Origin of the sequence: Modestobacter sp. VKM Ac-2983, assembly GCF_026967885.1 — a bacterium.
Taxonomy (GTDB): Bacteria; Actinomycetota; Actinomycetes; order Mycobacteriales; family Geodermatophilaceae; genus Modestobacter.
Genome location: NZ_JAPVBK010000005.1, coordinates 240,003 through 256,985, shown reverse-complemented (window position 1 = coordinate 256,985; position 16,983 = coordinate 240,003). Strand labels below are relative to the sequence as shown.

The following is a 16,983-nucleotide window of genomic DNA, read 5'->3' as shown; positions in this document are numbered from 1 at the left end:
GGACCGGTGAGGATCGGGGGGTGACCAGCACCGCCCCACCGCCGAAGTCCGCGACCGCCCCGCCCACGGACGCCTGGGGCATCGACGCCAGCTGGCTCGACGCCCTCGACGAGGAGCACACCGTCGCGCAGTCGACGATCGACCGGCTGCGGGAGGTGATCGGCACCCCGCCCGCGGACCTGCCGGACCGCGCCCCGATCGTCGCCCGGCCCGGGGACGCCCTGGAGGTCGACCTCGCCGACGTCGAGTGCGAGGACGGGCGGACCCGCCAGATCGACGGCGAGCTGCCCGAGGACTTCCCGCTCGGCTACCACCGGCTGCGCACCCCCGACGGCCGGGAGCGCCGGCTGATCGTCTCCCCCGGGCGCTGCTGGCTGCCCGAGGGCTGGCGGGCCTGGGGCTGGGCGGTGCAGCTCTACGCCACCCGCGGCCGGGAGAGCTGGGGCATCGGCGACCTCGGCGACCTGCGGACCGTGCGTGAGCTCGCCCAGTCGCAGGGCGCGGGGTTCGTGCTGGTCAACCCGCTGCACGCGGTGGCCCCGACGCCGGGCCAGGAGGACAGCCCCTACCTGCCGGCCACCCGCCGGTTCCGCAACCCGGTCTACCTGCGGATCGCCGAGGTGCCCGGCGCCGACGCGGTCGACGTGGAGGCCGACGCCGGGCGGGCGCTCAACGACGGCGAGCTCATCGACCGCGACGCCATCTGGGCGCTCAAGCGCCGGGTGCTCCAGCGGGTCTTCGACGCCGGGGTCGACGAGGGTCCCTTCCGCGACTGGTGGTGGCACGAGGGCCAGCCGCTGATGGACTGGGCCACCTGGTGCACGATCGCCGACGAGCACGGCCCCGACTGGCACACCTGGCCCGAGCCGCTCCGCGACCCCCGCGGCGCCGCGGTGGCCGACTTCGTGGCCGGCCACGACCGGGAGATCGCCTTCCACGCCTGGCTGCAGTGGCTGCTCGACGTCCAGCTGCGGGCGGCCACCGCGGGCACCACCGTGATCCAGGACCTGCCGATCGGGGTGGCCGGCGGCGGCGCCGACGCCTGGGCCTGGCAGGACGTGCTCGCGCAGGGCGTGAGCGTCGGCGCCCCGCCGGACGCCTTCAACAGCCAGGGCCAGGACTGGGGTTCACCCCCGCTGGTGCCCTGGCGGCTGCAGGCCGCCGACTACGAGCCGTTCATCCAGTCGATCCGGGCGACCATGGCCGGCGCCGGCGGCCTGCGGGTCGACCACGTGATGGGCCTGTTCCGGCTGTGGTGGGTGCCGTCCGACGGCTCCGCCGCCGAGGGCGCCTACGTCCGCTACCCGCACGAGGACATGCTCGACATCGTCGCGCTGGAGAGCCACCGCGCGCAGGCGATCGTCGTCGGTGAGGACCTCGGCACCGTCGAGGACGGCGTCCGAGAGGCGATGGCCGAGCACGGGATCCTCTCCTATCGGCTGCTGTGGTTCGAGGACGACGAGCCCGCCCAGTGGCCCGCGGAGGCGATGGCCGCGATCACCACCCACGACCTGCCGACGGTGGCCGGGCTGTGGACCGGGTCGGACCTCGCCGAGCAGCGGGAACGCGGACTGGGCACCGAGGAGGAGCTGCTGCGCGGCCGCGCCTCGCTGCTCGGGCACCTCGACTTCATCCCTGAGGACGCCACCCCGGCGGAGGCGGTCGAAGCGGCCCACCGGCAGCTGGCCACCGCGCCCTCGACCCTGCTGTCGGCGACGCTGGACGACGCGCTCGCCGAGGAGCGCCGGCCGAACATGCCCGGCGCGAACGAACGGCCCAACTGGTGCCTGCCGCTGCCGGTGCCCACCGAGGAGCTGGCCGCACACCCCGGCGTCCAGGCCGTCGCGGGGGTGCTGAACGCGGGGCTGCACCCGGTCACCACCAAGGGCAAGGTCAAGAGCGGCAAGCGCAGCAAGAGCACCGGCCGGAGCACCCGCACCAAGCACAGGTGAGCCGAGATCGGGCTGGTGGCTGCCTCGACTCTCGCGAGACAGCCACCAGCCCGCGGTCGGGCGGAGCTGACCCGGCCTTGGTCGAACGTGTGTTCGAATCCGTGCGACGATGTCCGGGTGGCCGGGGGGATGCAGCGCGGGCGGCACGGCGGGTCGTTGGCCGACCGCGCCGCCCGGTCCGGGGTGCCGGCTCCCCTGCCGGAGGCAACTCCCCCGCCGGAGCCGCCTGCCCCACCGGCCGCCGAGGTCCGGCGACCGGCGGGGAGCGGGCGCGGCCGGCACTGCTGGGTACAGGACCCGCCCGACGCACCCGGCACCTGGCCGGGGCTGCTGGTGGAGTGGCGGCAGCGGGAGGACGGCTGGCACGGCCGGGTCGCCTACACCGTCGTCGGCGCGCACGGCCCCGTGCTGGTCGAGGCGTGGCTGCCCGCTGAGCAGCTCAGCCAGGGCTGACCCCCTACCGTGCGCGGCATGACGGAAGAGCAGGACCAGCCGGTCGTCGTCCGCGCCCAGGGCCGGCCGGACGGCAGGGAGCTGCCGGTCATCGGGGCCCTGCCGTACCCCGGGGAGCACCACCCCGGCGTCGGCGTCCGGTGGGTCGAGGACGGCGCCCTCCTCGCGGTGACCACCTGGGGCAGCAGCAGTCATCCCACCGTGCCCCGGACCGCGCGGGTGCAGGACGGCGAGCTGACGCTGACGATCGGCCGGCGGGAGACCGCCCCGCTCCCCCCGGGCTCCGTCGACGTGATGACCGCCGACCTCGCCTCGTACACGACGCTGATCGAGCCGCCCACCGGGCTGGACCTCCACTCGACCACGCGGGTGCACGTCGGCGACCAGGTCGTGGAGCTGCTCCCGGCCGGCACACCACCGCCTCCACCGATCCCGCTCCTCTCAGGACCGTCGCCCCGACCACCGTCACCTCACTCGGGTCCGCCTGAGGCCTGACCGGCGCCCGCGTGCGGCCCGGCAGCTGGCGACGGGACGAGTCCGTGGCCGTGCACCCCGACCGGGGCGAGCAGCCGGCTCTGCGCCACCACATCCGGGCCACCGGTATGAGGCGAATCAGTGCCCGGCGGTGCCGAGCGCGGTCCGGTAGCGCGTGGGGCTGGTGCCGACGACGGCGGAGAACCGCGCCCGGAGGTTGGTGGCCGAGCCGAGGCCGCTGGCCGTGGCGATGCGCTCGACGGACCAATCGGTGGTCTCCAGCAACCGTTGCGCCCGCCGGACCCGGGACCGGGTGAGCCAGGCGCTGGGAGTGGTACCGACCTCGTCGGCGAAGCGGCGGTTCAGGGTCCGCACGCTGACGGCGCTCACCTGGGCGATGTCGGCGATGGTCACGGGCCCGGCTGCGTGCTCCTCGATCCACTGCAGCGTCGCCGCCAGCCCGCCGTTGCCCAGTCCGTCGTCCCGGATGTACTGCGCCTGGCCGGCGTCCCGGGTGAGCGGCACCACCGCGGTCCGGGCGGCCTCGGCGGCCACCGCTCCCCCGTGGTCCCGGGAGATCATGTGCAGGCACAGGTCCAGGCCGGCCGCCGCGCCGGCGGAGGTGAGGACCTGCCCGTTGTCCACGAACAGGGAACCGGCGTCGACGTCGACCGCCGGGTATCGCGCGGCGAGGACGCCGGCGGCCTGCCAGTGGGTCGTTGCCCGCAGCCCGTCGAGCAGTCCGGCGGCAGCGAGGTCGAGGGCGCCGACGCAGATGGACGCGATGCGCGCGCCGCGCCGGGCCGCCTCCTGGAGGGCGGCCAGCACCCTGGGCTCCGGTGAGGCGCTGGGATCGCTCCGGCCCGGGACGACCACGGTGTCCGCAGCGATCAGCCGGTCGAGGCCGTGCGGTACCGACAACGACATCGGCCCGGCGGAGACGGTCCGCCGGGGACCGGCGACGACCACCTCGTAGGCGGGCGCGCCGTCGACGGCGGTCCGCCCGAACACCTCCACCGGGGTGGCGAGGTCGAAGGCGATGACGCCGTCCAGGGCCAGGACCGCAACGGTGTGCACGCCGTGGACGGTAGCGCTGGGCATGGCGAGATGGTTGCGGAGCATGGCTGATGAGCCACTCGTGCGACGGCCTCACCGGTTCCTACGCTCGCTGCACACCCCCGAGAGAGGAGCTCCCGTGCTGGCCCAGATCGTCCTGTTCGACGGGTTCGACCCGCTGGACGTCATCGCACCCTTCGAGGTGCTCAGCGCTGGTGCTGCTGCAGTCGGCGGCCGGCTCGAGGTCCGGCTGGTCGGCATCGACGCCCCGGGCCCGGTCACCAGCGGCACCGGTGGCCTGCAGCTGACCGCCACCCACGCGCTCGCCCCCACCGAACCGGGCTTCGTGATCGTGCCGGGCGCAGCCGGCCCAGTGTCCGCCGACCCCGACGTCGTGGACACCATCCCCGTCCTGCTGGCCCGCGTGGGTGAGACCGGCCTGCCCGGCAAGGTGCGGCAGGCGTTCGGCGCACCGGACACCGTGGTGGCCACGGTCTGCGGCGGGTCCCTCGCGCTGGCCATGGCCGGGCTGCTCGAGGGGCGTCACGCCGTGACCCACCACCTGGGCAACGACGTCCTCGAGGCCACCGGCACCCACGTCGTCCACGCCCGGGTCGTCGACGACGGCGACCTGGTCAGCGCCGGCGGGGTCACCTCCGGCCTGGAGCTCGCGCTGCACCTGCTGGACCGGCAGTTCGGGCCGCAGATCGCCCACGCGGTGGAGGAGCTCTTCGAGCACGAACGCCGCGGCACCGTCTGGCGCCCCATCGGCTCCCAGCCCCTCCCGGCCTGACCCCGTGAGCCAGCTCCCCGGCCGCTGGGCCCTGCGCATGCGGACCCCGATCGGCAGCATCGAGGCAGAGATGACGTTCACCGAGCACGACGACGGCCTCACCGGCCAGGCCGCCGGGAAGGGCGAGACGGTCCCACTGCACCACGTCCGGACGGCGCCCCACCAGGACGGGGAACGGGTGACGTGGACGCAGACCATCACCCGGCCGCTGCGGCTCACCCTGGCCTTCGACGTGCTCGTGACCGGCGACGAGCTGCACGGCCACTCCCGTGCCGGCCGCCTCCCGCAGTCCACCGTGACCGGGCACCGCCTCCCGGGCTGACCGTGCCCGCGACCGGGCCGGTTTGCGCAGGCACCCTCTCGGGATACCGGGGAGGGGACGCCGCCCGGAGCCGCCGGGCCACGAGAGCGGAGGACGCGATGACCAGCCCGCACGACGAGCCGACGCTCGACGACGTGATGACCACCGAGGAGCCGGCCCCCCGGGACCGCAGCGAGCACGCCAAGGACCCGCACCTGTCCGACGAGGTCCTCGAGCACCGCACCGAGCTCGAGCGCCAGGCGGTGCAGTCCGACGACGCTGACCCGGCCGGCGCCTACGAACACGACGCCACCGAGGGCTGAGAGCCACCCAGCCCTGAGCCGACCGGCTCCGACGAGGGCGGCGCACCGGGGACCACCCGGGGCGCCGCCCTCGTCGCCTCCGGGTCAGGGCATCCGGGGCAGGGCGTCCGGGGCAGGGCGTCCGGGTCAGGGCGTCCGGGTCAGGGCTGCAGCGAGCGGGTGCGGCCGAGGGCACCGGTGAGCACCAGGGCTGCGAGCGCACACCCGCCGGCGAGCAGCACGACCCCGGGCCAGCCGGCGTCCTGCCAGGCCCGCCCGGCCAGCGTGCCCCCCACAGAGGAGCCGACGTAGTACCAGAACGAGTACAGCGAGGCCGCCTGACCGACCGGCCGGCCGCCCAGCTGGGCCCGCGCCGCGACCCAGCCGCTGGCCACGCCGTGGGCGGCGAAGAACCCGACGGTCAGCACGCACAGCCCCAGGACGACGCACCACAGGGGCGTCGGCAGGGTCAGGGCGATCCCCGCCGTCATCAGCGCCACGGCGCCGGGCACCACCACCCGCCGTCCCAGCCGGTCGGCCAGCCAGCCGGCGGTCGGTGAGCTCGCCGAACCGAGCAGGTAGGCCAGGAACACAAGCCCGGCCACCGCGGGCGTCAGCGAGTAGGGCTCGGACTCCAGCCGGAACGTGCCGGCGTTGTACACGGCGACGAACCCGCCCATCAGCAGCGCGGCCAGCCCGTACAGCGCCAGCAGCGCCGGGTCGGTGAAGGCCGCGCCCAGCTGGCGGATCAGCCGTCCCTGCCGGAGCAGCGGCGTGAACCGGCGGGCCGGGGGCAGCAGCAGCCGGACGGCGACCGCGCAGCCGACGGCCACCACGGCCGCACCGCCCAGCGCCGTCCGCCAGCCGCCCAGCTCGGTGAGGGCACCGGTGAGCAGCCGGCCGGACAGGCCGCCGATCGCGGTGCCGCTGACGTAGAGCCCGATCGCCCGCGAGCTCATCGCCGGGTGCAGCTCCTCGCGCAGGTAGGCCACCGCCACGGCGGGCAGTCCGGCCAGGGCGAACCCCTGCAGTCCGCGGAGCACCAGCAGCGCCTCCCACCCGGGGGCCAGCGCGATCAGCACCGCGAGCAGTGCGGCGGCGGCGAGGCTGGCGTGCAGGATGCCGGTGCGGCCCCGGCGGTCCGACAGCGGCCCGAGCACCAGCAGGCCCACGGCCAGCGCGGCGGTGCTGACCGAGATGACCAGGGTCGAGGCCGCCGGGGTCACGCCGAAGGAACGGCTGAACTCCGGCAGCAGCGCCTGCGGTGCGTACAGGCTGACGAAGACGGCGATGCCGGCGAGGAAGACGGCGGTCGCGGCCCGGCGGAAGGCGGGCTCACCGGCCCGGTGGCCCGGCCACTCCCCCGTCGTCACGCCCGGGAGCCTGCCCGTGTGGAGCTCGGCACCCAGCGCGGGGGGTCAGCAGGCCTGCTCGTCCACCAGCTCGGCGGCCCGGGAGTCGAGCGCCTCCTGCGCCACCCCGGCGTCGTCGAACGGCACCGGGGCGCCGTCATCGGTCAGCGTGGCCTCGTGGCCGCGACCGACGACGAGCACCACGTCCCGGCTGCCGGCGGACTCCACCGCGGCGGTGATCGCCTCCCGGCGGTCCAGCACGGTGTGCACGGTCGCGGTGCTGCCGATCAGCCCGACCCGCAGCTCCTCGACGATCGCCTCCGGGCGCTCCCCGTGACTGCCCTCGTTGGTCAGCCACACCGCGTCGGCGGCGCGGGCGGAGACGCCGAGCCCCTGGCGTTTGTAGCGATCGCGGCGCCCGCGGGCCCCGAGCACCAGGTGCACCTGACCGCCGGGGCCGGTGAGGTCGCGGGCGGTCTGCACGGCGGCGGCCAGCGCCCGGGGGGTGTGGGCGTAGTCGACGACGACGAGTGGGCCGCCCGGCCCGCGCAGCAGGGTGTTGCGCCCGGCCGGTGCCGCGGTGGCGGCCAGGCCGGCGGCGATCGTCTCCGGCGCCAGCCCGAGCGAGCGGCCGGTCGCCCACGCCGCGGCGATGTTGCCCACGTGCACCCGGCCGACCAGCGGCGAGCAGACCCAGTGCCGCCCGCCGTCGTCCTCGACGACCAGGCTGGTGCCGTCCGCACCGGTGCGCCAGGCCAGCACCCGGACGTCGGCCGGCTCCCCCGGCCGGGTGGCCACCCGGGTCACCGGCACCCGCGCCTGGTCGGCCAGCCGGCGTCCCCACGGGTCGTCGACCACGACGACGGCGCGGTCGGCGCGCTCCGGGGTGAACAGCAGCGCCTTGCTCGCCCAGTACTGCTCGATCGTGCCGTGGTGGTCGAGGTGGTCCTCCTCGAAGCCGGTGAAGACCGCCACCTCGACGTGGACGCCGTCGACCCGGCCGACGTCCAGCGCGATGGAGGAGGCCTCGACCACGGCACTGGTCGCGCCCGCCTCGAGCATCCAGCGCAGCAGCCCGTGCAGCTCCGGCGCCTCCGGGGTGGTCAGCCGGGTGCCGCGGGTCTGCCCGGCGACCCGGGCGCCCAGCGTGGTGACCACCCCGGCGCACTCCCCGGCGGCCTCGAGCACCCCGCGCACCAGCGTGCTGGTCGTCGTCTTGCCGTTGCTGCCGGTCACCCCGACCAGCCGCAGCTGCTCCCCCGGGTCGCCGGCCAGGAGCGCGCCCAGCGGGCCGAGCAGTGCCCGCACCGAGGGGACCAGGAGCTGGGGCGCCGCGACCGGCAGTGGCCGGTCGACGAGGAGCGCCGCGGCGCCGCGGGCCAGGGCCGACTCGGCGAACCGGTGTCCGTCACTGTGCGCGCCGCGCACGCAGCCGAACAGGCAGCCGGGGGTCACCGCCCGGGAGTCGGTGACCAGGTCGTGCAGCAGCAGGTGGTCCTCGCCGCCGGAGCGGACGACGGGGCCGGCGGCCACGGTGCGGGCACGGGACTCGACGGATGCCCAGGGCACCGCGGGGAGCGACACCCGGTCGACGGTAGGCGAGCGACCGGCACTCGGCAGCACGAGATCCGGTGGCGCACCGCCGTCCCCCCGCGCCGACACGCGGGGCGAGCTGGTTGGCTCCGGACGTGCCGCAGCTGACCGCCGAGGACGTCGCGTGCTGGGTGCTGAAGAGCAGCCGGCCACCGGAGGCGCTCGTCCCCGACTGGCGGCCCGGCGCCGTCGCCGTGCTGGACCGGTGCGTCCGGCCCTCCTACCGGCTGACGTTGATGTCCCCGGGCCGGCCGTGCCTGCTGTGGGTGAGCGGCCGCGACCGGCCCGGGGTGCACGCCCTCGGTGAGCTGGCCGGGCCGGTGGACGCCGCGGCCCCGGGCGGGCCGGCGGTCGCCGTCCGGTGGACCCGGCTGGCCCATCCGGTGGACCGGGCCGACCTGCTGGCCGACCCGGCGACCCGCTCGGCGGAGGTGCTGCGGATGCCCGCGGGGAGCAACCCGTCGTGGCTGTCGCCCGGCCAGTACGCCGCCGTGCTCGCCCACGCCGAGGTCACCGCCTGAGCGAGCTGCTCAGGCGCCCCGGGGCGCGTACATGATCAGCGCCACGCCGAGCAGGCAGACCAGCGCACCGCCGACGTCCCAGCGGTCGGGCCGGAAGCCGTCGGCGGCCATCCCCCAGAGCAGCGACCCGGCGACGAAGACCCCGCCGTAGGCGGCGAGCACCCGGCCGAAGGCGGCCTCCGGCTGGAGCGTGGCGACCATGCCGTAGAGGGCCAGCGAGACCATCCCGATGCCCACCCAGAGCCAGCCGCGGTGCTCCCGCAAGCCCTGCCAGACCAGCCACGCGCCGCCGATCTCGAGCAGGGCGGCGAGCACGAACAGGGCGATGGAGCGGATGGTCACACCGGCCAGTCTCCCGGTCGCACAGCCGGGGCTGGGACCATGGCTCACCGTGACGGACAGCCGGTACCGCTGGGGCGGGCTCGCGTGGGTGCTGACCCTGCAGTTCTTCGTCGTCGAGGCGATCGCGGCGCTGGAGTACGAGGGCTACTCGTACTCGGCGAACGTGATCAGCGACCTCGGGACGGCGACCTCACCCGCCCGGCTGCTGATGAACGCCTCCTTCGTCGTGCAGGGGGTGTTGATCATCGCCGGGGCACTGCTGCTGCGGCCGGGTCTGTCCGGCGCCGGTGGCCGACTGGCCCGCCCGGTGCTGGTGGTGGCCGGGCTCGGGGTGCTCCTGGTCGGGCTCTTCCCCTCCGACGGCACCACGACGGTCCACGCGATCGCGGCCGGCGCGCACTTCATCGGCGGCGGGATCGGGCTGATCGCGCTGGCCTACGGGGTGCGGCCGCGCTCGGAGGCGCTGGGCACCACGCTGGCGCTGCTCGGGCTGGTCGGCGTCATCGCGACGATCTTCTTCGCCTCGGCCGTCTTCGTCGGGCTCGGCGAGGGCGGCATGGAGCGGGTGGCCGGCTACGTCGTGCCGCTGGGCCTGGCCCTGGCCGGTGCGGTGCTGTGGCGGCAGAAGGACGGCTGGCTGGCGCTGACCAACCCCGACGGGACGCCGAGCCGCCGCCAGCTCCGCGAGGACGCCCGGCTGGAGCGGGCCCGGCGGGCCGCGGAGCGGGACGCCGCCCTGGAGGCTGCGGCCCGCCCGGCCCCGGGCGCGAGCACCGCAGGCACCACGGCGGACGAGTCCGACGACTTCGACCCCGACGACCCCTGGGCTCCCCGCCGGCGCTGACGGACGGCCCGGGTCAGGTCAGGTCAGGAGCAGCAGGCGTCGGCGCCCTCGGGGGTCAGCGCCGCCAGCGTGGCCAGCGCCTTCACGGGGCCGGCCAGGGCCTCGCAGCACAGCGCGTAGACGTTGCTGCGGCCCTTCGGGGTGATCGTGACCAGCCCCTGCTCGCGCAACGGCGCCAGGTGGTGGCTGACCAGGGTCTGGCTCATGCCGGCGGCGTCGGTCAGCTCCCGCACCGTGCGCGGGCCCTCGGCCAGCAGCAGCAGCAGGTGCAGCCGATTCGGGTCGCCGAGCGCCTTGAGCTGCGGGGCGAGCAGGCGAGCACGGTCGGCGGGAGAGGTCAGCTCGTCGACGTCGAGCAGTCGCACGTCCAGGTCCTGGCGCATGCCGACCAGTCTGCCACACGACGGTTGTTGTCAACAGCGTTCGCTGTTAACGTGTCTCGACGTTGGACAGATCACCGACCAGCGAGGACGTGAGCACGGCATGAGCGCGTACACGACGAACGACCTGCCGGTCGTGGTGATCGGCGCCGGCCCGGTGGGCCTGGCCGCCGCCGCACACCTGCTGGAGCGGGGCCTGGAGCCACTCGTGCTCGAGGCCGGTGACCACCCCGCGGCCGCGGTGCGGGCCTGGGGGCACGTGCGGCTGTTCTCGCCCTGGGAGTACGACGTCGACGACGCCGCCGTCCGGCTGCTGGAGCCGACCGGCTGGGAGTCCCCCGACCGGACTGCGCTGCCCACCGGCGCCGAGCTCGTCGAGCGGTACCTGGCGCCCCTGGCCGCGACGCCGCAGCTGGCCGGCCGGGTCCGCACCGGCACCCGGGTGGTCGCGGTCAGCCGGGCCGGGGTGGACAAGACCCGCACCGTCGGGCGGGAGGGCCGGGCGTACGTGGTGCGCACCGTCGTCGGCGGCCGGGTGCAGGACCTGACCGCCCGCGCGGTCGTCGACGCCTCGGGCACCTGGGGTCAGCGCAACCCGCTCGGCGCGGCCGGCCTCCCCGCGATCGGGGAGGAGCAGGCCGGCGACTGGCTGGTCGGGCCACTGCCCGACGTGCTCGGCCGGGACCGCGCCCGGTTCGCCGGGAAGCACACGCTGGTGGTCGGCATGGGCCACTCGGCGGCGAACACGCTGCTGGCCCTGGTGGAGCTGCAGCACAGCGAGCCGGGCACGCGGATCAGCTGGACCATCCGTGGCCGCTCCCCCGCCCGGCTCTACGGCGGTGGCGACTCCGACGGGCTCCCCGCCCGCGGGCTGCTCGGCTCGACGCTGAAGGCCGCCGTCCAGGCCGGGCACGTCGAGCTGCACCGCGAGGTCACCTGGACCGAGCTGGCACCGACAGGTGACGGCCGGCTGCGCCTGCTCGGCACCGGCCGGGACGGCGCCCCGCTGGAGCTGGCGGTCGACGCGGTGGCCGCCGCGACCGGCTTCCGCCCCGACCTGGACCTGCTGCGCGAGGTGCGGCTCGACCTGGACGCCGCCCTCGAGGCCCCGGCCCGGCTGGCGCCGCTGATCGACCCGAACTCCCACTCCTGCGGCACCGTGCCGCCGCACGGGCACCGCGACCTGGCCCACCCCGACGAGGGCTTCTACCTGGTCGGCATGAAGTCCTACGGGCGCGCGCCCACGTTCCTGCTGGCCACCGGCTACGAGCAGGTGCGCTCGATCGCCGCCGCGCTGGCCGGGGACACCGAGGCCGCGGACTCGGTGCAGCTGCACCTGCCCTCGACCGGCGTCTGCAGCACCGACCTGGGCGACCGGGAGGCCGCCGAGTCCGCCGGCGTCGGCTTCCCCACCGGCAGTGCCCACGGGTGGTCGGTCGAGGAGCCCGAGGCGGTGAGCTGCTGCGGCGCGACCCCGCAGCCGGTCAGTTCCGGGGCCTCCTCCTCAGGCCGGTGACCGCCTCACGCCCATCCGGGGGTCACCGGGCCGCCAACCGCAGCCGGGTGGCCCGGTAGGCGATCCCCACGGCGAAGACCGCGGTGCCGCCGACCACGGCCTGCCACGGCAGGGTCGCCACCAGGACCAGGCAGCCCACCAGGCCGAGGACCTGCAGTACCCGGGGGAACCGGCGGTGCTCGCCGTCCTGGGTGAACGCCGCGGCGTTGGCGACGGCGTAGTAGAGCAGCACCCCGAAGGAGGAGAACCCGATCGCGCCGCGCAGGTCGACGGTCAGCACGAGCAGGCAGACGACGACGCCGACGGTGACCTCGGCCCGGTGCGGCACGGAGAAGCGCGGGTGCACCGCGGCCAGGTACCGCGGCAGGTCGCCCTGCCGGCCCATCGCCAGGCTGGTCCGCCCCACCCCGGCGATCAGCGCCAGCAGCGCGCCGAGCGCCGCCGCGGCCGCGCCGATCCGCACGACCGGCCCGGCCCAGTCCCAGCTGCCGGCGGCCACCGCGGCGGCCAGCGGTTCGGCGGTGGCCGCGACGCCGTCGGCGCCCAGCGCCGTCAGCAGCGACACCGCGACCACCAGGTAGACCGCGACCGTGAGCCCCAGCGCCAGCTGGATCGCGCGCGGGATGGTCCGCGCCGGGTCGCGGACCTCCTCGCCCATGGTCGCGATGCGCGCGTAGCCGGCGAAGGCGAAGAACAGCAGCCCGGCCGACTGCAACACCCCGAGGACGCCGCCCTCGACCGCCCAGTCCCCCGGCGCCGTCCGGCCCGCCGAACCGCCGAGCAGCATCGCGGCGACCGCGACCGCCAGCGCGGCCAGCACGACGGTGACGATCACCCGGGTCAGCCCGGCGGTGCGGGACACGCCGCGGTAGTTCGTCGCGGTGAGCGCGAGCACGGCGGCCACCGCGACCGGGCGCTGCCAGCCGGCCGGCGCGGCGTACGCGGCGAAGGTGAGCGCCATCGCCGCGCAGCTGGCCGTCTTGCCGATCACGAACCCCCAGCCGGCGAGGAAGCCCCACCAGTCCCCGAGCCGCTCCCGCCCGTAGACGTAGGTGCCGCCGGAGGCGGGGTACTGCGCGGCGAGCTGGGCCGAGGCGGTGGCGTTGCACCAGGCGACCACGGCGGCGATCGCCAGCCCGATCAGCAGGCCGGCACCGGCGGCCTGCGCGGCCGGGGCGAAGGCGGCGAACACGCCCGCCCCGATCATCGATCCCAGCCCGATGACGACGGCGTCGCCGGTGCCGAGCCGGCGGGACAGACCCGGTCCGACGCTCACCGCAGCACCAGGGCTGGCGCGTGACCATGACGAGGGTCACAGTGGGTGCCCGACCCGACGGGAGGACGAGGATGCGCCGCTGCCTGATCGTCGCCAACCAGACCCTCACCACCGACACCCTCAGCGCGGCCGTGGAGGAGCGGGTCGCCGCCGAGACGCACGAGTTCCACGTCGTGGCACCGGCCACGCCACTGGACGACCAGGTGGACGTCCCCAGCGCCTACCGGCACCTGGGCCCCGCTCCGGCCGACCGCGCCTACGCGCTCGCGGCGCAGCGCCTGGACCACGCCCTCGACCAGCTCGGGTCGCTGGGGGCCACGGTCACCGGCGAGGTGGGCGATCCGGACGCCCTGGAGGCGGTCCGCACCACGCTGCGCCACTTCACCGCCGACGAGATCATCGTCTCCACGCTGCCCCAGGGGCTCTCGCGGTGGCTGCACCGCGACCTCCCGTCCCGGCTGCGCAAGGTCACCGGCATCACCGTCACCCACCTGACGGCCGACCGGGACGCCGACGCCCGGGCCTGATCCCCGGCTCACTGCCGGCGCGGGCCGACGCCGAGCTCGGTGGCGAGCGCCCGCACCCGGGTGGCGATGTCGTCCCGGACCAGCCGCATCCGGGCCATCCCCTCGATCCCGCGCGCGGACGGCTCGTCGACGTCCCAGGTCACGAAGCGGGTGCCGGGCACCGGCTCGACCCGGGCCTCCTGGCCGAGGGTCACCACGACGTCGGCGTCCCGCACCAGCTGCTCGGTGACCGGTCTCGGGCGCTCGCCGGTGAGGTCGATGCCCAGTTCGGCCAGGGCCCGGACCGACTGCTCGTTCAGCGCGTCGCCGGGCACCGTCCCGGCGGAGCGCACCTCGGCGGCGTCTCCGGCCAGGTCCGCCATCAGCGCCGCGGCCAGCTGCGACTTCCCGGAGTTGCGCGCGCAGACGAACAGCACGCTGGGCCGGCCGGTCATCGGGTGACGGGCGCCTGCAGCTCGGCGAGCAGGCCGCGGATCCGGCCCTCGATCTCGTCCCGGATGGGGCGCACCGACTCCACGCCCTTGCCGGCTGGGTCCTCCAGCGCCCAGTCGAGGTACCGCTTGCCGGGGAAGACCGGGCAGGCGTCCCCGCAGCCCATGGTGATCACCACGTCGGAGGCCTCGACCGCGTCGGTGGTCAGCACCTTGGGCCGCTGGTCGGAGATGTCGATGCCGACCTCCGCCATCGCCGCGACGGCCGACGGGTTGACCTGGTCACCGGGCACCGAGCCGGCCGAGCGCACCTCGACGCCGTCGCCGGCCAGGTGGCGCAGCCAGCCGGCGGCCATCTGGGAACGGCCGGCGTTGTGCACGCAGACGAACAGGACGCTGGGCTTGGTCATGCGCTCCTCCGGGAGGCTTCGGGGACGGCGGGGACGGTGGGGTCACCAGGGAACCAGCGGCGGGCAGCCCAGAGCGAGACGTAGACCAGCCCGACCAGCACCGGCACCTCGATAAGCGGGCCGACGACGCCGGCCAGCGCCTGGCCGGAGGTGACGCCGAAGGTGCCGATCGCCACCGCGATGGCGAGCTCGAAGTTGTTGCCGGCCGCGGTGAAGGCCAGCGTCGCGGTCTTGGCGTAGCCCAGCCCGAGCCGCATGCCGAGCAGGAAGGAGCCGCCGAACATCAGCGCGAAGTAAGCCAGCAGCGGCAGTGCGATCCGGGCGACGTCCCACGGGTTCGAGGTGATCGCGTCGCCCTGCAGCGCGAAGAGCATGACGATGGTGAACAGCAGGCCGTAGAGGGCGACCGGGCCGATCTTCGGGAGGAACCGGCCCTCGTACCAGTCGCGGCCCTTGGCGCGCTCGCCGATCGTGCGGGTGAGGAAGCCGGCGAGCAGCGGGATGCCGAGGAAGACCAGCACCGAGAGCACGATCGCCCAGAAGCTGAACTCCGCCGACGTGGTCGACAGCCCCAGCCAGCCGGGCAGCACCTGGAGGTAGAACCAGCCGAGGACGGCGAAGGCGAGGATCTGGAACACCGAGTTGATCGCCACGAGCACGGCGCCGGCCTCCCGGTCACCGCAGGACAGGTCGTTCCAGATCAGCACCATGGCGATGCAGCGGGCCAGGCCCACGATGATCAGCCCGGTGCGGTACTCGGGCAGGTCCGGCAGCAGCAACCAGGCGAGCGCGAACATCAGCGCCGGCCCGACGAGCCAGTTCAGGGCCAGCGAGGCGCCGAGGAGCTTGCGGTCGCCGGTGACCCGGTCGAGCTCGGAGTACCGCACCTTGGCCAGCACCGGGTACATCATCAGCAGCAGCCCGATGGCGATCGGCAGGCTGACCTCACCGACCCGGACGGCGTCCAGCGCGTCGTCCAGCCCGGGGACGAACCGGCCGAGCAGCAGGCCGAGCACCATCGCGGCGACGATCCACACCGGCAGGAACCGGTCCAGGGTCGACAACCGGGCCAGCACCGGGGTCTCGAGGTCGGTGCCGGAGCGGGGGGTCTCCGCGGCGAGATCGCTCATGGGGTGGGCTGCTCCTCTGCCCCCCGGTGAGGGAGGCTGTGCATCGACGTCGGTCTATCTGTCCCAGAGGATGCCGGGGGTATCGACAGCCGTCAATGCCACACCGATACTGGCCGGGTGAACAGCAGCCGAACGGCGGGGCTGGACCTCGAGCTGGTCGACGTGGGTGCGCCCGGGTGCTCCCCTGCCGAGCTCGCCGGCGCGATGAGCGCGGAGCAGGCCGCCGACCTGGCCCGGACCCTCAAGGCGCTGGCGGACCCGGCGCGGCTGCGGGTGCTCGCCCTGGTGGCCGGCAACGAGGGCCGCGAGGTCTGCGTCTGCGACCTGACCGAACCGCTGGGCCTGTCCCAGCCGACCGTGTCCCACCACCTCAAGGTGCTGGTGGACGCCGGCTTCCTCGCCCGCGACAAGCGCGGCGTCTGGGCCTACTTCTCCCTGGTGCCCGGGGCGCTGGACGCGGTCGTGACCGCACTGCCCGGCGTCCGGCAGCACAGCGACCTCAGCTGAGGAGAGGCCTCAGGTTCTCCGTCCAGACGTCCCAGCCGACCCGGCCGATCAACGCGGTCACGACGACCAGGAAGACGACCCGGATGAAGCGGCTGCCCCGGGCGGTCGCCGTCCGGGCACCCAGGTAGGCCCCGAACGTGTTGGCCGCACCGAGGAGGAGCCCCAGACCCCAGAAGACCGCGCCGTAGGGCGCGAAGAAGAGCAGGGCCCCCAGGTTGGTGGCGACGTTGACGATCTTGGCCTTGGCGCTGGCGTGGAGGAAGTCGTACCCCAGCAGCGAGACCATGGCGAACACCAGGAACGACCCGGTTCCCGGCCCGAGGATGCCGTCGTAGAAGCCGATCCCGGCGCCCGTCACGGCGGCGACGCCGTGGTGGCGACGGCCGCTGTGGCGCAGCGCGGTCACCTCCCCGATGGAGGGACGCAGCACGGTGAACGCCGCGATCGCGATGAGCGCGACCACGATGACCGGTTTGAACACGCTGGCCGGCAGCGCTGCTGCCACCGAGGCGCCCGCGAAGCTGCACACCAGGGCGACCCCCGCCATCGGGAGGGCGGTCCGCAGGTCGGGGTGCACGCGCCGGTAGTAGGTGACGGCGCTCGTCGTGGTGCCGAAGACGGAGGCCAGCTTGTTGGTCGCGAGGGCCTGGACCGGGCTCATCCCCGGGACCAGCAACAACGCGGGCAGCTGCAGGAGGCCGCCGCCACCGACGACGGCGTCGATCCACCCGGCCGCCAGTGCCGCGACCAGCACGAGCACGAGCACCTCGGGGGTCAGCCCCGCAGGGAGCAGGTCACCCGGGAACACGTCCGTCATCCCGGC

Annotated in this window: 21 protein-coding genes; 11 read left to right on the top strand and 10 right to left on the bottom strand. The window is 75.2% G+C overall.

Going from position 1 to position 16,983, the window contains the following annotated elements; all coding sequences use genetic code 11:
• Nucleotides 1–20: 20 nt before the first annotated feature.
• The 3 genes from malQ to O2W18_RS20005 all read left to right on the top strand — a co-directional run bounded on the left by malQ (nt 21) and on the right by O2W18_RS20005 (nt 2,900).
• Entirely contained in the window at nt 21–1,952 is a 1,932-nt protein-coding gene (gene malQ, locus O2W18_RS20015) for a 4-alpha-glucanotransferase (protein WP_269189172.1), read from the top strand.
• 117 nt (nt 1,953–2,069) lie between these two features.
• Nucleotides 2,070–2,405 carry a hypothetical protein gene (locus O2W18_RS20010; RefSeq protein WP_269189171.1) on the top strand — a complete coding sequence of 112 codons (336 nt, stop codon included), beginning with the start codon at nt 2,070–2,072 and terminating at the stop codon, nt 2,403–2,405.
• Between the two features lie 18 nt (nt 2,406–2,423).
• The gene (locus O2W18_RS20005) at nt 2,424–2,900 is read left to right on the top strand and encodes a hypothetical protein (protein WP_269189170.1); all 477 of its coding nucleotides are present in this window, start codon (nt 2,424–2,426) and stop codon (nt 2,898–2,900) included.
• 117 nt (nt 2,901–3,017) lie between these two features.
• Here the strand turns inward: O2W18_RS20005 and O2W18_RS20000 are convergent, their stop codons facing one another.
• The gene (locus O2W18_RS20000) at nt 3,018–3,980 is read right to left on the bottom strand and encodes a GlxA family transcriptional regulator (RefSeq protein ID WP_269189169.1); all 963 of its coding nucleotides are present in this window, start codon (nt 3,978–3,980) and stop codon (nt 3,018–3,020) included.
• A 94-nt stretch (nt 3,981–4,074) separates the two neighbouring features.
• On the opposite strand from O2W18_RS20000, the gene O2W18_RS19995 reads away from it, so the two are divergent.
• The 3 genes from O2W18_RS19995 to O2W18_RS19985 all read left to right on the top strand — a co-directional run bounded on the left by O2W18_RS19995 (nt 4,075) and on the right by O2W18_RS19985 (nt 5,352).
• Nucleotides 4,075–4,728, top strand: a complete 654-nt coding sequence (locus O2W18_RS19995; protein WP_269189168.1) for a DJ-1/PfpI family protein — start codon at nt 4,075–4,077, stop codon at nt 4,726–4,728.
• Between the two features lie 4 nt (nt 4,729–4,732).
• Nucleotides 4,733–5,050, top strand: coding sequence for a hypothetical protein (locus O2W18_RS19990; RefSeq protein ID WP_269189167.1), 318 nt, complete (start codon nt 4,733–4,735; stop codon nt 5,048–5,050).
• A 98-nt stretch (nt 5,051–5,148) separates the two neighbouring features.
• Entirely contained in the window at nt 5,149–5,352 is a 204-nt protein-coding gene (locus O2W18_RS19985) for a hypothetical protein (RefSeq protein WP_269189166.1), read from the top strand.
• Between the two features lie 140 nt (nt 5,353–5,492).
• Here O2W18_RS19985 and O2W18_RS19980 read toward each other — a convergent pair whose 3' ends face one another.
• A complete protein-coding gene (locus tag O2W18_RS19980; protein ID WP_269189165.1) occupies nt 5,493–6,704 on the bottom strand; it encodes an MFS transporter in 1,212 nt (403 codons plus the stop codon).
• Nucleotides 6,705–6,749: 45 nt separating this feature from the next.
• Entirely contained in the window at nt 6,750–8,267 is a 1,518-nt protein-coding gene (locus tag O2W18_RS19975) for a Mur ligase family protein (protein ID WP_269189164.1), read from the bottom strand.
• A 104-nt stretch (nt 8,268–8,371) separates the two neighbouring features.
• On the opposite strand from O2W18_RS19975, the gene O2W18_RS19970 reads away from it, so the two are divergent.
• Nucleotides 8,372–8,797 (top strand): hypothetical protein, encoded by a 426-nt coding sequence (locus tag O2W18_RS19970; RefSeq protein WP_269189163.1) that lies wholly within the window; start codon nt 8,372–8,374, stop codon nt 8,795–8,797.
• Nucleotides 8,798–8,806: 9 nt separating this feature from the next.
• On the opposite strand, the gene O2W18_RS19965 is transcribed toward O2W18_RS19970, so the two are convergent.
• A complete protein-coding gene (locus tag O2W18_RS19965) occupies nt 8,807–9,139 on the bottom strand; it encodes a YnfA family protein (protein ID WP_269182911.1) in 333 nt (110 codons plus the stop codon).
• A 49-nt stretch (nt 9,140–9,188) separates the two neighbouring features.
• Between O2W18_RS19965 and O2W18_RS19960 the strand changes: the two genes are divergently transcribed.
• Nucleotides 9,189–9,983, top strand: coding sequence for a DUF998 domain-containing protein (locus tag O2W18_RS19960; RefSeq protein WP_269189162.1), 795 nt, complete (start codon nt 9,189–9,191; stop codon nt 9,981–9,983).
• A gap of 23 nt (nt 9,984–10,006) precedes the next feature.
• On the opposite strand, the gene O2W18_RS19955 is transcribed toward O2W18_RS19960, so the two are convergent.
• The gene (locus O2W18_RS19955; RefSeq protein ID WP_269156817.1) at nt 10,007–10,366 is read right to left on the bottom strand and encodes an ArsR/SmtB family transcription factor; all 360 of its coding nucleotides are present in this window, start codon (nt 10,364–10,366) and stop codon (nt 10,007–10,009) included.
• Nucleotides 10,367–10,466: 100 nt separating this feature from the next.
• On the opposite strand from O2W18_RS19955, the gene O2W18_RS19950 reads away from it, so the two are divergent.
• The gene (locus O2W18_RS19950; protein ID WP_269189161.1) at nt 10,467–11,879 is read left to right on the top strand and encodes an FAD-dependent oxidoreductase; all 1,413 of its coding nucleotides are present in this window, start codon (nt 10,467–10,469) and stop codon (nt 11,877–11,879) included.
• Nucleotides 11,880–11,901: 22 nt separating this feature from the next.
• Here the strand turns inward: O2W18_RS19950 and O2W18_RS19945 are convergent, their stop codons facing one another.
• The gene (locus O2W18_RS19945) at nt 11,902–13,155 is read right to left on the bottom strand and encodes an APC family permease (protein ID WP_269189160.1); all 1,254 of its coding nucleotides are present in this window, start codon (nt 13,153–13,155) and stop codon (nt 11,902–11,904) included.
• 71 nt (nt 13,156–13,226) lie between these two features.
• Between O2W18_RS19945 and O2W18_RS19940 the strand changes: the two genes are divergently transcribed.
• Nucleotides 13,227–13,682: a hypothetical protein gene (locus O2W18_RS19940; protein ID WP_269189159.1), complete on the top strand. Its 456-nt coding sequence runs from the start codon at nt 13,227–13,229 to the stop codon at nt 13,680–13,682.
• A gap of 8 nt (nt 13,683–13,690) precedes the next feature.
• Here O2W18_RS19940 and O2W18_RS19935 read toward each other — a convergent pair whose 3' ends face one another.
• From O2W18_RS19935 to arsB, 3 genes are read right to left on the bottom strand one after another with little or no spacing between them, the layout of a single operon-like run.
• Nucleotides 13,691–14,116, bottom strand: a complete 426-nt coding sequence (locus tag O2W18_RS19935) for an arsenate-mycothiol transferase ArsC (RefSeq protein ID WP_269189158.1) — start codon at nt 14,114–14,116, stop codon at nt 13,691–13,693.
• Nucleotides 14,113–14,523: an arsenate reductase ArsC gene (locus O2W18_RS19930; RefSeq protein ID WP_269189157.1), complete on the bottom strand. Its 411-nt coding sequence runs from the start codon at nt 14,521–14,523 to the stop codon at nt 14,113–14,115. Before O2W18_RS19930 ends, O2W18_RS19935 begins: the two co-directional genes overlap by 4 nt.
• Complete coding sequence (gene arsB, locus O2W18_RS19925; RefSeq protein WP_269189156.1) at nt 14,520–15,653, bottom strand: ACR3 family arsenite efflux transporter; 1,134 nt, start codon at nt 15,651–15,653, stop codon at nt 14,520–14,522. Before arsB ends, O2W18_RS19930 begins: the two co-directional genes overlap by 4 nt.
• Nucleotides 15,654–15,770: 117 nt before the next feature.
• Between arsB and O2W18_RS19920 the strand changes: the two genes are divergently transcribed.
• Entirely contained in the window at nt 15,771–16,160 is a 390-nt protein-coding gene (locus O2W18_RS19920) for an ArsR/SmtB family transcription factor (RefSeq protein WP_269171825.1), read from the top strand.
• Here the strand turns inward: O2W18_RS19920 and O2W18_RS19915 are convergent.
• Complete coding sequence (locus O2W18_RS19915; protein WP_269189234.1) at nt 16,153–16,977, bottom strand: sulfite exporter TauE/SafE family protein; 825 nt, start codon at nt 16,975–16,977, stop codon at nt 16,153–16,155. The two genes, O2W18_RS19920 and O2W18_RS19915, sit on opposite strands and share 8 nt — an antisense overlap.
• Between the last annotated feature and the right edge of the window lie 6 nt (nt 16,978–16,983).

What these genes read in the sequence shown, in the direction of transcription:
- O2W18_RS20005 (WP_269189170.1), top strand. Translation starts at nt 2,424, where the DNA reads ATGACGGAAGAGCAGGACCAGCCGGTCGTCGTCCGCGCCCAGGGCCGG.
- O2W18_RS20000 (WP_269189169.1), bottom strand. Translation starts at nt 3,980, where the DNA reads ATGCCCAGCGCTACCGTCCACGGCGTGCACACCGTTGCGGTCCTGGCC.
- O2W18_RS19985 (WP_269189166.1), top strand. Translation starts at nt 5,149, where the DNA reads ATGACCAGCCCGCACGACGAGCCGACGCTCGACGACGTGATGACCACC.
- O2W18_RS19955 (WP_269156817.1), bottom strand. Translation starts at nt 10,366, where the DNA reads ATGCGCCAGGACCTGGACGTGCGACTGCTCGACGTCGACGAGCTGACC.
- O2W18_RS19950 (WP_269189161.1), top strand. Translation starts at nt 10,467, where the DNA reads ATGAGCGCGTACACGACGAACGACCTGCCGGTCGTGGTGATCGGCGCC.
- O2W18_RS19940 (WP_269189159.1), top strand. Translation starts at nt 13,227, where the DNA reads ATGCGCCGCTGCCTGATCGTCGCCAACCAGACCCTCACCACCGACACC.
- O2W18_RS19935 (WP_269189158.1), bottom strand. Translation starts at nt 14,116, where the DNA reads ATGACCGGCCGGCCCAGCGTGCTGTTCGTCTGCGCGCGCAACTCCGGG.
- O2W18_RS19930 (WP_269189157.1), bottom strand. Translation starts at nt 14,523, where the DNA reads ATGACCAAGCCCAGCGTCCTGTTCGTCTGCGTGCACAACGCCGGCCGT.
- arsB (WP_269189156.1), bottom strand. Translation starts at nt 15,653, where the DNA reads ATGAGCGATCTCGCCGCGGAGACCCCCCGCTCCGGCACCGACCTCGAG.
- O2W18_RS19915 (WP_269189234.1), bottom strand. Translation starts at nt 16,977, where the DNA reads ATGACGGACGTGTTCCCGGGTGACCTGCTCCCTGCGGGGCTGACCCCC.